This window comes from Xanthocytophaga flava, assembly GCF_030068545.1.
In the GTDB taxonomy this organism is placed as follows: domain Bacteria; phylum Bacteroidota; class Bacteroidia; order Cytophagales; family 172606-1; genus Xanthocytophaga; species Xanthocytophaga flava.
Genome location: NZ_JASJOR010000043.1, coordinates 15981 through 30362, shown reverse-complemented (window position 1 = coordinate 30362; position 14382 = coordinate 15981). Strand labels below are relative to the sequence as shown.

The 14382-nt window shown below is 37.8% G+C and carries 6 protein-coding genes; all 6 read left to right on the top strand.

The features are described 5' to 3' along the window. The first annotated feature begins 432 nt into the window (after positions 1-432). Positions 433-825 (top strand): hypothetical protein, encoded by a 393-nt coding sequence (locus QNI15_RS35495; protein WP_313985289.1) that lies wholly within the window; start codon positions 433-435, stop codon positions 823-825. A 180-nt stretch (positions 826-1005) separates the two neighbouring features. Further along, positions 1006-2100, top strand: coding sequence for an AMP-binding protein (locus QNI15_RS35490; RefSeq protein WP_314036633.1), 1095 nt, complete (start codon positions 1006-1008; stop codon positions 2098-2100). A gap of 642 nt (positions 2101-2742) precedes the next feature. Beyond that, positions 2743-5817 carry a SusC/RagA family TonB-linked outer membrane protein gene (locus QNI15_RS35485; RefSeq protein WP_314036631.1) on the top strand — a complete coding sequence of 1025 codons (3075 nt, stop codon included), beginning with the start codon at positions 2743-2745 and terminating at the stop codon, positions 5815-5817. Between the two features lie 55 nt (positions 5818-5872). After that, on the top strand, positions 5873-7429 hold the full coding sequence (locus QNI15_RS35480) for a RagB/SusD family nutrient uptake outer membrane protein (RefSeq protein ID WP_314036629.1): 1557 nt from the start codon (positions 5873-5875) through the stop codon (positions 7427-7429). Between the two features lie 187 nt (positions 7430-7616). After that, positions 7617-10988 carry a VCBS repeat-containing protein gene (locus QNI15_RS35475; RefSeq protein WP_314036627.1) on the top strand — a complete coding sequence of 1124 codons (3372 nt, stop codon included), beginning with the start codon at positions 7617-7619 and terminating at the stop codon, positions 10986-10988. Between the two features lie 52 nt (positions 10989-11040). After that, on the top strand, positions 11041-14361 hold the full coding sequence (locus QNI15_RS35470) for a VCBS repeat-containing protein (protein ID WP_314036625.1): 3321 nt from the start codon (positions 11041-11043) through the stop codon (positions 14359-14361). Positions 14362-14382: the final 21 nt, after the last annotated feature.

Sequence of the window (14382 nt, the reverse complement as noted above, 5' to 3'; positions counted from 1 at the left end):
ATATCTATGCACTCTAAGACAAAAAGCAAGCCAGAGCTTAACTTTCAGAATTGGATGCTAAAGACAAAAAGATAAAATAGCAGAAAATAATTACATTGTAGAAAATCTGGGCATTGAAGGGGATTTATGTTATAAAACGGTGCAATTTTAAAATTTATTGGTTATACGAAATAAAAAAAAATAGGTTTCCTGAATACATTTTTTATCTTATCTCTGATAATGAGTCTATTATGTAATTTTTATTGTTTTTTGTGGGTATAATCTTACACAAATAATTTTTTTCATAAAAATGCAGATTTGCGTTTACTTTTTTCATAGTTTTAGTATCTATAGTTGTAAATCGGTTTAGCTGTAGCAAACCTTTCATAAAGAAATAGAGAGCATACCTTACCTGTCAATAGTACCAAGTATTCATCCTCAACACTTTCGCTTATGGACTTAACAACTACCATGGAAAAACTGGCACTTGAAATTGATGGCCGCTTTGTAGAGTATTCATACAAAAACACGATTATTACTGTACCATTAAACAGAGATCGTTTTCAAAGCGTAACCGGATATCTGATTGATCGTCCACAGGGTACTATGCTTGAGTTTATGTCTACAGTTTGCACACTACGCCCTGAAATTGATCACCGGGCTATGTTGGAACTGAATCAGGAGTTATACTACAGTAAGGTGATGATTCATGAAGGTTTTCTGAAAGTGGCTGCTGCTGCTTTGTTTGATCATTGCACAGAGGATTTAGTAAAAGATATGATTATGGAAGTTGCCTACGTGGCAGATGATCTGGAGATGCGTATAATCGGACATGACATTTATTAATATATTTGGAGAAGAGATATTCTATACTATTTAATTGAAAAGCCCCAACCAGGGCTTTTTTTGTTTGTGGGTACTAACTTTTTTATCCGGTATTTTTGGTGCAGATTTGCCAGACAGCTTTTCTTTAATCACTGAAAAGAGAAACTTACTGCGTTTGATAAAATATTTTGGTTCTTACTAATGGGTAGTGTCACATTTTATCAGTCAAAGGTTACTGTATCCTTTGAAGAAATACGATCAGGCTCTTTGTCTGAAAAACTGACAGAATATGAAAGTATTGCCTGGCAGTTCTGTTATGATTGGTTGACAGGCAGAAAAACGTTTACTATCCATACATCAGGTTCTACAGGTATACCCAAAGCCATAGAGCTAGACCGAAAGCAGATGGCTGCCAGTGCTCTTATGACAGGCAACACGCTGAAATTGCAATCCGGATACACTGCCCTGATAAATCTGAATGTTCAATACATTGCTGGCATGATGATGCTGGTGAGAGGTCTGGTACTGGATTTACACCTCACTATCCTGGAACCTTCCTCGTTACCTGTTGCAGATCTGCCTGTAGAAAGTCGATTTGATTTTCAATCGTATGTGCCTTTACAGATTCAGACTATCCTGGAGAAGGCTTCTGAAAAAGTAGCTATTCTGAATATTGCTAAAGCTATTATTATAGGAGGAGCACCTGTTTCATCTCTGCTGGAAGATATGCTTCAGCACCTTTCAGCACCTGTTTATCAAACCTATGGTATGACAGAAACTGTATCTCACATTGCTTTACGAGGTTTAAATGGATCTACTCACCATGATTATTATACTGCGCTAACAGGTGTAACCTTTGAAACAGATAATCGGAATTGCCTTATCATTCATGTGCCCTCACTAAATAATGATCCCATTATAACAAACGATGTCGTAGAACTAGTATCAGATACCGCTTTTCGTTGGAAAGGCCGATACGACAACGTAATTAATTCTGGTGGAGTAAAAATTCAGGCAGAACATGTAGAGCAAGTAATGCAAGATATTCTTACCGATATGCAACTGCATCAGCGATTTTTTATCAAAGGAATGCCTCATCCAAAACTAGGAGAATATGTAGCACTCTTTCTGGAAATAGAGGATCTATCACCTGAAAGCAAAGAGCTTATCTTGCAAAAAGCCAAAAGTTTATTATCCAGATATGAGGTCCCCAAACAAATATTTTGTGTAAACCAATTTGCACAAACCCCTACTGCTAAGGTAGATAGACAGAAAACTGTTTTACCTTTTCTTTGATCTTTTTTAGGCTATTCTAATGTAATTAATTGGCTTGTTCATTATTTGTGTGTCTTCTCAATTCTGAAGATTATAGATGTCAGTCTGACATCTATAATCCTCGGAAATGTCCCTTCTCAGAACTTCTTATAGTATTGAGTAGATTTAGAAATTTCTAATCTCAATATGCCCTGTTCTTCCTTCATTCTACAAATTAGATAAAGATTTTATAAGAATTCTGATTTCTACTATACGCTGATATTTATAGTAAGACTTTGATAAATTATATTTCATAAGGATTATGTATTTTTTGTATTCTATCCTTACTGTCCATAAATAATAGTACTGTAATACATAAATATCAGATTTAAAGGTAAATAATCTTTTTAGTGAATAGTACTTTATCATGAAGTGTTTGTTTGTATTTTTTGTTATATGACTATATCATATTTAAAAAATTAAATATTAATCCTGAAGTTTATCTGAAAAGCGGGAATAATTATATTTTTTTTATTTTTTTTTAAATTATAGTGGTTTTTCTATATTTGCGTACCATACACTACGTATGCTTAGACACAATTGAAGTAAGTATCATTTTGAGAGTATACCCTGTACAGTCAAAAAGATTATTTTTCACATCAATCACCCCTTTTATTACTTGTTATGAGCACAATTGGTACTTCACAAAAATCAGGTAATCTGCCCGATGATGGACATAGATCCATTTCGTTCAGATCCTCTCCTTTGAAATTTCTATGGCTTTTGATTTTGTTATTGAGCACAACTGCATATGCACAAAAAACAGTAAGTGGTAAGGTAACAGATGCTGCTGATGGTTCTGGTTTACCAGGCGTAAGCGTATCTGTAAAAGGAACCACTACTGGAACTACTACAGATGCAAGTGGAAGTTATAGCTTAAGTATACCTAGCGATAATACAACCTTGGTTTTTAGCTTTGTAGGATATATAACTCAAGAGATTGCAGTTGGTAATCGTTCTTCAGTTACTGTATCTCTTGCTGCGGATGTTCAGTCTTTACAAGAGGTTGTTGTAATCGGTTATGGAGAGCAACGTAAACAAGATGCGACTGGTGCTGTTCTTGCAATAGGTCCTAAAGATTTTAACAAAGGGGTTATTGCCTCGCCAGAACAATTACTGCAAGGGCGTGCTGCTGGTATTCAAATTACCCCTGCCAGTGGTGAACCTGGTGGTGGTATAAACATTCGTATTCGGGGAACTACATCTGTACGAAGTGGAAATGGTCCTTTATTCGTCGTAGATGGTGTTCCGTTGGATGGTGGAAATGTATCTGAGGGCGGTAGGGATTTTGGTGCTGGAACACAACCTTCCAGAAACCCATTGAACTTTTTGAACCCTGATGATATTGAAAGTATGTCCGTATTAAAGGATGCTTCCGCTGCTGCAATCTATGGTTCACGAGGTGCTAATGGGGTAGTTATCATTACTACCAAAAAAGGTAAAGCTGGGCAAGAAAGTCTGAGTTTTTCTGCAAATGCCAGTGTCGCTTCTGCTTTACGAAGATATGATCTTTTATCTGCTTCTGAATATTTACCAGCTTTGGAGCGTGCTGGCGGTAATCCTTCTGGTGGAGGTGTAAATGGTGGTGCAAGTACGAATTGGCAGGATCAGATTTTTAGAACTAGTATTTCTCAAAACTATAACTTAGGTTATAGTGGAGGAAATGAAAATTCTCGTTATCGTCTCTCTTTGGGCTATTCTGATCAGCAAGGTGTTATAAAAAAAGCAGGCTTAAATAAACTAACAGGCCGTATCAATGCGAGTCATGATTTATTTAAAGATAAAGTAGTAGTTGATTTACAACTTACAACTTCTGGTGTTAAGGACATTTATGTTCCAAATGGAGGGGCCGGTGCACAGGGAAACTTAATTGCTGCTGCATTACAAGCAAACCCAACATATCCTATCTTTGATAATCAAGGACGGTACTATACTCCAAATGGATATAATCCACAGACTGGTACTCCAAGTGGTGACTATCGTAATCCTGTCGCCATGTTGAATTTAATTGATGATTATTCAAATACATATAGGACATTAGGAAATATAAGTGCTACATGGAAAATAATTAAAGGCTTATCCTATAAAATCAATTTTGGTATTGATAACTCAACTTCAGAAAGAAGAACCTCAATCTTCCGTAATATTCCTGGATTTAATGATATTCCCAATAATTCTGGAAGGGCTACAATTCAAAATAGAGGCCGTCGTTCTCAACTGATTGAACATACACTGAGTTATAATAATAAAGTAGGATTTGGTACTCTTGATGCAGTAGCCGGATTTGCCTATCAGAAATTTGAAAATATAGGAAGTTTTGTTCAGGCACAACTTTTCCTGCCTGATGCAGATCAGTTATTCCCATATGCTAATAACATAAATGGGGTTAATAACAATGGATCTAATAAGGCATATTTTGCTGGTTCAGATCGGAACCAAAGTGAACTGCAATCTGTCTTTGGGCGTGTGAATTATTCTATTCTTGATAAATATTTGTTAACTGCTACTCTTCGTGTAGATGGTTCTTCTAAGTTTGGAAAAAATAACAAATATGGATATTTTCCTTCTTTTGCCGCAGGTTGGAAGATTGCACAGGAAAGCTTTATGCCAGAAGGCTTGTTTGATGAATTAAAACTTCGTGCAAACTGGGGAATAACAGGAAATCAGGAATTTCCAGCCAATATTACAGTGGGACGTTACCAATTTGATCAAACAATTCCTTCTGTTTCGAGAGATATTACACCTAATGCTAACCTTAGATGGGAGCAAACCACTGCATGGGGAGTTGGAGTAGATTATGCGTTAATGAATGGTAGACTTTCTGGTACCATTGAGTATTTCAACAAAAATACAACAGACCTCCTTTTTGAAGGATTCTATGCAGCTCCAGCTCCAGCTCGTTCCCGTTGGAGAAATTTGCCTTCTAATGTTATAAATTCTGGTCTGGAATTTAGTGTAGCATATGACATTTTTCAAAGTGGAGAAAGTAAGTTTGGTTGGAATCTTGCCTATAATATGACTTTCTTAAAAAATGATGTTCAAAACTTTAATGGATTTTATAAAACAGGCAATATTCGTGGTTCTGGATTATCGGGTGTAAATGCACAACGTATTCAAAATGGATATCCATTGTATGCATTTTTCCTACCAACATTTATTGGCTATAATGATGCTGGATTAGGACAATATACCAGTACTGAACTAAATAATGAATATGTAGGAAGTCCTTTTCCTAAATTTACATTTGGGGTAACTAATAACTTTACTTATGGTAAATGGAATCTAAGTTTGTTTGTTAATGGTTCAACAGGGTTTTATGTATATAATAATACAGCTAATGCTTTATTTACAAAAGGACGCTTGAAAAACGGATTTAATGTTACCAAAGATGCTGCTAACAGTGCAGAAAGTGGAATAAATGCACCATTTCCTTCTACTCGTTTTCTGGAAAAAGGAGATTTTGTCAGATTATCCAATTTGACATTGGGATATAACATTCCTTTACCACAAGGAGGATATGCTAAAAGTTTAAGAGTATCTTTAACAGGTCAGAATCTGTTATTGTTTACTAAATATTCTGGAGTTGATCCTGAAATCAATGCAGATGCTAGCATTGACGGTATTCCATCTCTAAATATTGACTATACTAATTTCCCAAGCCCAAGAATTGTTACATTGGGAGTAAATGTTGAATTCTGATAGCTGGATTAGGAGTCTATCTTACATTTATTGATAGTTTTAACTAAAATCTAAAATGAATACTTTACAATATAAAATTTCACTAATTCTGGCAGGAGGGCTATTCTTAGGAATAGTAGGGTGTACCGACTTAGACGACAAAGTATTAGATCGGCCTACCACATCTTCTTCTGGCTCAAATTTAGATCCAACTGCGTTATTAAATGGCGTATATGCTCAATTGAACCCACTTGTATCTCAAGAGAACGTATATGCAATGGAAGAGCATACTTCAGATGAGATGATGGGGCCTACCCGTGGTACTGACTGGGATGATTTTGGAACTTGGAGACGTTTACATCAGCATACTTGGGACGCTAATCATAATCAGATAACAAACGCTTGGGATGTTATAAATACAGGTGTATTTAGGGCTACTGAAGTTATCGCTGCTACAGAAGACGGAAGCGTTATTGAAGCTCAGGCACGTTTCTTACGAGCCTTCTTCATGTTCTATGTAGTTGATTTATACGGACAAGCTCCTTTCCGTGAAGCAAGCGATGGGTTTGATGTAGACCCTAAAGTGCTAACTAGAAGCGAGGCTACAGATTTTATTATTCAGGATTTAGAAACTGCATTACCTATTCTACCAACAATAGGTTCTGGTAGTAACGCAACTCCGGGAAGAGCTACTAAAGAAGCTGCACATTTTCTTTTAGCAAAAGTTTATCTTAATAAAGCTGTATTTAAACAAAATCCGGAACAACCCGCAGGTCCTTATACATTTGCTCCTGCTGATATGAATAAGGTAATTGAGCATACAAATGCAATTATTAATTCGGGTAAGTTTCAATTAGAACCACAAGGCGAATATTTTGATAACTTTCATTGGGACAATACGAACTTATCAAAAGAATTAGTTTTTGTAATACAACAGGAGAAAGGAGCCCCTGTTGCAGATGTGCGTAGTCGTTATTATATGACATTGCATTATAATCAAACACCTAGTGGTTGGAATGGCTTTACTACTCTTGCTGACTTTTATGGAAGTTTTGAGGCTCAGGATGACCGTCTGGGTGGTGCATATCCGGGCATGACAGACAAACTCGGTTACAATGCTGGCTTTCTAGTTGGACAACAAAAAGGCCCATCTGGAAATAATCTACAAGATAGAGGAGGTAGTCCTTTGGTTTTTACACCTGATGTTAATTTGTTATATTCAGATGAAAAACTTGGAATACGAGTTATTAAATATCTTCCAGAGCCTGGTAACATAGATCAAGGTGGACACGACTATGTGTTCTTTCGTTATGCTGATGCTTTGTTAATGAATGCGGAAGCAACATTAAGAGGTGGCACAGGTGGAAGTCCTGCTGCAGATCTTGTTAATCAAGTAAGAAATGCCAGAGGCTTGTCTAATTTGTCTTCTGTTACTGAAGCTGATTTATTAAAAGAAAGAGGGCATGAACTGTATTGGGAAGGATGGAGAAGAAACGATCTGATTCGCTTTGGTACTTTCCTGGAACCGTTTGATCAGAAACCAGCTAAATCCCCTGATCATGTTGTCGTGTTTCCTATCCCACAACGTGCATTGGATACCAATCCAAACTTGAAACAAAACTTTGGTTATTAAAAAATAGGAATATAAAGTAAGTCAAAACAGCAACCAGAGTAGGTTGCTGTTTTGATTATAAATGCTCTATACAAATATTTTAAGTTTGTTTGTCTCCCGGATAATCCTCTTCTTAGAAAAGTTTATGCCGATCAGGCTAATCAATACAACCACTTTTAACAAACTATACAGCCTGATTTTATTCCGAATGAAAGCTTTACATTATATCTTCGTTCTGTTATGTGTGTCTTTTCTTGCTTGCCAGAAACAGAAGAAATCTGCTTTATTTATACAACAGAACTCTCAACATACAGGAATCACTTTTGCTAATCAGCTTACAGAGACAGAAGCACTCAATATCCTGAACTATGAGTATTTCTATAATGGAGGTGGGGTAGCTGCCGGAGATTTTAACAATGACGGAAACATAGACCTGTATTTTACAGGAAATATGGTTGACAATATATTATATCTCAATACAGGAAATCTTCAGTTTAAGGATATTACCCAGGCTGCTGGGGTAACTGGCCGAAAAGGAGGATGGAAAACGGGAGTAAGTCTTGTGGATATCAATTCGGATGGCTGGCTGGACATCTATGTATGTTACTCTGGAAATCTGGGATTGGAGCAACGTCGCAATCAGTTGTTTGTTAATAATGGTAATCTGACCTTTACTGAAAAAGCACAGGAATATGGGTTGGATGATTCAGGCTATACTACACAAGCTGCCTTTCTGGATTACGATCTGGATGGAGATTTAGATTGTTTTATCCTCAACCATAATCTGAGGAGTTACGAACGCAATCCGGATGCCTCTGTGATGCGGAATAAACGGGATGATTATGCTGGTGACAAGCTTTTCAAAAATGAAAATGGCAAATTTACAGAAGTAACAACTGAGGCGGGTATTAAAAGTAATCCACTGGGTTTTGGATTGGGACTAGCGATTTCGGATGTAAACAAGGATGGCAGACCTGATATCTATGTGGGCAATGATTATGTGGAAGATGACTATCTCTACATCAATCAGGGTGATGGTACATTTAAGGATATGCTACAGGAAACACTGGACCATACGTCCCGTTTTACAATGGGAGTGGATATTGCGGATATAAACAATGATAGCCGACCCGATATCTTTACACTGGATATGCTTCCAGAAGATAATCTTCGTCAAAAGCTATTGGCCTTTCCTGACAACTGGAATAATTACCAGTCTATGCTCGCCAATGGATTCTGGCATCAGAATATGCGGAATATGCTACATCTTAATCAAACTGTAAATATTTCGAGTTACAATAGTGTTGGCAAAGTTTCCTATAGCGAGATTGGGCAAAGTGCAGGTATATCCAATACAGACTGGAGTTGGGCAGCTTTGTTTGCAGATTTTGATAATGATGGATGGAAAGATTTGTTTGTCACCAATGGAGAAGTGAAAGACTTTACCAACTCTGATTTTATCAAGTATACAGCTGATGAAGAAATGAAAGCTTCTGCCGGACAGCCCCATGAGTCACTGATGGAACAAATCCATAAAATGCCTTCTTCACCTACACATAGCTACATTTTCAGAAATAATGCCAATCTGACCTTCACAGATGAATCAGTAAAGTGGGGATTTGAGAAACCAACTATTGCCAATGGAGCTGTCTATGTGGATCTGGACAATGATGGAGATTTGGATATTGTCACTAATAATAACAATGAACAAGCTCGAATCTATAAAAACACAAGCAGAGATATAAACGAAGAGAATAGCTCAGACGCAAACCAACCAAATAAACAGGCAGAAAGTAGTTTTCTAAAGATTAAAATTAAAGGCCCGAAGCAAAACCCATTTGGAGTACATACCAAAGTTTATGTAACCTCTGATTCTCTGACACAATACCAGGAAGTCTCTCCTGTAAAAGGCTTTCAATCTTCTATGTTTGATGTGTTGCACTTTGGGTTGGGAACAAATCATAATCCGGTAAAAATTCATGTTGAATGGCCGGATGGAAAATGGAAGGATTCTACGATTACTGTAGTAAACAAAACTATAGAGATTAGCTATGATTTGTATGCTTTCCAACGCATAGTACATACATCCATAGATAATAGTCTGTTTCAGGAAACCCCAGATATACTACACTACACACACAAAGAAAATTACGCCAATGATTTTGCCCGTCAGATTTTACTTCCTTATCAGTATTCGTATTCGGGTGCACGAATAGCTAAAGGGGATATCAATAAAGATGGATTAATGGATCTATACCTGGGAGGAGCGAGAAACCAGGTTGGTAAGATTTTTCTGCAACAAAAAAGTGGTTTGTTTAGTGAGATTCGGACAGATGCTTTTGTACAGGATTCAATCTATGAAGATAAAGATGCTGTATTTTTTGATGCTGATGGCGATAAGGATCTTGACCTGTATGTAGTAAGTGGAGATTTTTCACAACGTAAAAATACTATGATGCAACAGGATCGGTTATATATCAATGATGGAACCTGTCACTTTTTACAAAGTAAAACGGCATTGCCTGCAGAAACTGCCAATGGTTCCTGTGTAAAAGTATTGGACATTGATAATGACAAAGACCTCGATTTATTTATAGGCGGAACTGCTACACCTAATGAATTTCCTGCCGCAGATGCAAGTTTCATACTACTAAATAATGGGAAAGGTAGTTTTACATCTGTCCCTCTTTCTCATTTCAAGCTGGGCTTAGTAAGTGATGCTTTTGTGATGGATATGAATAAGGATGGCTTTTCTGAAATCATTATCGTTGGTGAATGGATGTCACCCAAAGTCTTATCCTTTAAAAATGGACAGGCCACAGTACAGGATTTGCAGATCAGAGATGCACGATCTGAACAACAATGGTTGAACGGATGGTGGAACCGCATTGCTGGAGATGACCTGGATGGAGATGGAGACTTGGATCTGGTACTGGGTAATTTAGGAAACAATTGCCAGATGAAGCCTTCTGTTACCTACCCTATGAGAATGTATGCAGGAGATTTTGATAAGAATGGCATTATAGATCCGGTAGTGAGCTATTATATTCAGCAAAAACAATATCCTGCTATTAGTAGGGATGAGTTACTGGAACAAATTGTTTCTTTGCGAAGAAAATATACCAATTATCAATCCTATGCAGAAGCTACATTGGAAGATGTCTTTTCTGAAGGTGAATTGAATAATGCTATGACCTATCGCATTGATTTTACAGAAAGTTGTGTATTGGAAAATACTCCTCATGGATTTGTTTTGCATTCATTACCTTCTCAGGCTCAGTATGCTCCTGTATATGCGATTGCCATAGAGGATATTAACAAGGATGGAAAGAAAGATCTGCTTCTGAGTGGAAACAATTCGTATTATCACCTTCGGATTGGAAAGATGGATGCTAACCACGGGTTTGTATTCCTGAACAAAGGAAACTTTCAGTTTGACTATGTAAGCCAGTCTCTTTCTGGTTTAAATGTTAAGGGAGATGTGAAAGATGTGCAAGTTATAAATAATTCTACCTGGATATTTTTTGTAAATAATGCGCCTGTACAAGTCTATCAGCAAAAGGATGTAAGGCCATTGTAATACTATTGGATATGCAGTTTTATTCCATTTTACTAAAAACGAACCGTTTATTATGCGAAAAATAGTTTGGTTATGTGGGGTAATAGCATTGGGAAGCTGTTCGACTAAAAAAGAAGCGCCCAAAGACCCACTTTTTGAAGCACTACCTACCGAAAAAACGCATATTGATTTTGTCAATAAAGTAGATAATACCTCTGATTTTCACATTTTCAATTACCGTAATTTCTATAATGGAGGAGGAGTCGCCATTGGTGATATTAATAATGATGGCCTGGCAGATATTTTTGTTACCTCCAATTTTGGCGATAATCAGTTATATCTGAACAAAGGTAACTTTGAGTTTGAGAATATCACATCAAAAGCTGGCGTTGCCGGAAAACGTGCCTGGAGTACCGGTGCAACATTTGCCGACGTGAATGGCGATGGTTTACTGGATATTTATGTATGTAATTCAGGGAATCGCAAGAATGATGATCGGGCCAATGAGTTATTTATCAACAATGGCAACCTGACCTTTACAGAGAAAGCAATGCAGTATGGCCTGGATGATCAGGGATTTTCCACACATGCAGCTTTCTTTGACTATGACCGGGATGGTGACCTGGATATGTATCTGCTCAATAACAGCTTTACACCTATCAGCATTTTACGTGATGCCAATATCCGTTTGCAGCGTGACAGACTGGGAGGACATAAATTCTTCAGAAATGATGGAGAGCGGTTTACCGATGTAAGTGAACAAGCCGGTGTTTATGGTAGTCTGATAGGTTTTGGTCTGGGTATCACAGTCGGAGATGTTAATAATGATAACTGGCTGGACATCTATATTTCTAATGACTTTTATGAAAGAGACTATCTTTATATCAATAATCATGATGGAACTTTTACAGAGTCTCTGACCAAAGAGATGGATCACATCAGTCTCTCATCTATGGGGGCTGATATTGCAGATATCAACAATGATGGCAATCTCGACATTTTTGTAACAGATATGTTGCCAGGTAGTGATACTCGTCTGAAGACCATGATGACATACGAAGACTATGATCGGCAACGGTTGTTGGTGTCAAAAGACTTTCACTACCAGTTCAACCGAAATATGCTGCATCTGAATAATGGAGATGGAAGTTTTAGCGAGGTTGCTGCTTTATCCGGAGTGCATGCTACAGATTGGAGTTGGGGGGCTTTGCTGTTTGATATGGACAATGATGGGCTAAAAGACATTTTTGTAGCCAATGGAATTGCCAAGGATTTAACAGATCAGGACTTTGTAAATTATCTGGGTAGTGAAGAAACAATGCGGCAGGCATTGGAAACTGGCTCGACTAACATTCCAGATCTGATTAATAAAATGCCAGTACAGCCCATTCCCAACTACGCTTTTAAAAACGAAGGCAATCTCCGTTTTACGAATACGGCTTTTGACTGGGGATTAGCAGATCCTAATTTTTCCAATGGATCAGCTTATGGCGATCTGGATAATGATGGAGATATGGATCTGGTAGTAAGCAATATCAATTCGCCACTAAGTGTCTTTAAAAATAAAAGTTCAGAAAAGCTTAAATCACACTACCTGCGAATAAAGTTAAAAGGATATCCCAAAAACCTGAGTGGTATTGGTACTAAGGTATGGGTACATCAGCAGGGTACTACACAATACCTGCAACAGATGCCTAACCGGGGATTTCAATCGTCAGTAGATCTGGTGATGATCTTTGGTCTGGGAAAAAATCCCAAGATAGATTCTCTCACGGTTGTATGGCCGGATGATAAAAAACAGATACTCACCCATGTAACTGCAGATAAAGATTTGACGCTTGATCATGCTCAGGCAAATCTGGTCTGGAAACCAGATGCATCTGCTAAAACAACTTCGTGTTTTGTAGATGCTACTGTAGCTTCCAATCTGAATTACGTTCACAAGGAAAGCAACTTTGTAGATTATAATAGGGATGTATTACTCAAGCAGATGTATTCTACTCAGGGGCCTGCATTGGCAACCGGAGATGTCAATGGAGATGGTTTGGAGGATGTATATATGGGAGGAGCCGCAGGACAACCCAAGAAATTATTTGTGCAGGGAAAGAACGGAACTTTCTCAGATACCCAAATGCCTGCACTGGCTCTGGATTCACTTTATGAAGATGTAGACGCTGTATTTTTTGATGCCGATGGCGATAAAGATCTAGACTTATACGTAGTAACAGGAAGTAATGAGTTTCTCAATGGCTCTCCTGAACAGCAGGATAGGTTGTATATCAATGATGGCAAAGGCAATTTGACCAGAGATACCAGACTTCCATCCATTGCTGACAATGGTTCCTGTGTAGCTGCTGCCGACTTTGATCAGGATGGTGACATCGATTTGTTTATTGGGGGAAGAATGATTCCGGGTAAATATGGCTATGATGCGCCCAGTTACCTGTATGTCAACGATGGTACAGGTAATTTTAAAAATTATACCAAACGCTATCTACCTCAGAGCGAACTGGGCATGATTACAGATGCTGTATGGCAGGACATAAATGGAGATAAATATCCTGAACTTATTCTGGTGGGCGACTGGATGCAGGTTACCATCTTTGAAAACCAGAGAGGGAATAAGTTGGTACGTGAAAGTAAATCGGCAATTCCTGACTCAGAGGGTTGGTGGACTCGTATCAGGATTGCTGATATTGATGCAGATGGGGATATGGATTTTATTCTGGGTAACTGGGGTATTAACTCCCGTGTCAAGGGAGATACTGCTACTCCAGCGAAACTATATGTATCTGATTTTGATAAAAACGGAAATGTAGAGCAAATCATTACTTGTGTAGCGGAAGATGGTAAGAGCTATCCTATGGTACTAAAACACGATTTGCAGAAGCAGATACCTGAGGTGAAGAAGAAATTTGTGAAGTACACAGACTTTGCAGGAAAACAAATCGATGAAATCTTCAGCGAAGAACAATTGCAATCTGCCGTTGTAAAGCAAGTAACCAATGCCAATACCAGTTTGCTGATCAATAACGGCAATTTCCGGTTTTCACTGAAAGCTTTACCATTAGAAGTACAGTTTGCTCCTATTTTTGGAATAGAAACCTTGGATTACAACGAGGATGGCAAACTGGATATCTTGCTTACAGGCAATTTCTATAATGTAGTACCAGAAATGGGACGTTATGACGCCAATCATGGGTTAGTTCTGGAAGGAAAAGGAAAAGGTAATTTTGAGGTGATACGTTCTGCACAATCAGGTTTCTATACACGAGGTCAGGTGCGTCGTATGCAGAAGATCAAAACAGCAGGTGGTAAGGAATATATTATTCTTGCCAAAAACAATGATCCACTTCAGGTAATAGCAGTTAAAAAGCAGGGAAGGCTGCAGTAGGGAAGAAGTACAAACATAAAC

Coding starts and splice junctions, on each gene's coding strand:
- QNI15_RS35480 (WP_314036629.1), top strand. CDS start 5,873: ATGAATACTTTACAATATAAAATTTCACTAATTCTGGCAGGAGGGCTA.
- QNI15_RS35490 (WP_314036633.1), top strand. CDS start 1,006: ATGGGTAGTGTCACATTTTATCAGTCAAAGGTTACTGTATCCTTTGAA.
- QNI15_RS35495 (WP_313985289.1), top strand. CDS start 433: ATGGACTTAACAACTACCATGGAAAAACTGGCACTTGAAATTGATGGC.
- QNI15_RS35485 (WP_314036631.1), top strand. CDS start 2,743: ATGAGCACAATTGGTACTTCACAAAAATCAGGTAATCTGCCCGATGAT.
- QNI15_RS35475 (WP_314036627.1), top strand. CDS start 7,617: ATGAAAGCTTTACATTATATCTTCGTTCTGTTATGTGTGTCTTTTCTT.
- QNI15_RS35470 (WP_314036625.1), top strand. CDS start 11,041: ATGCGAAAAATAGTTTGGTTATGTGGGGTAATAGCATTGGGAAGCTGT.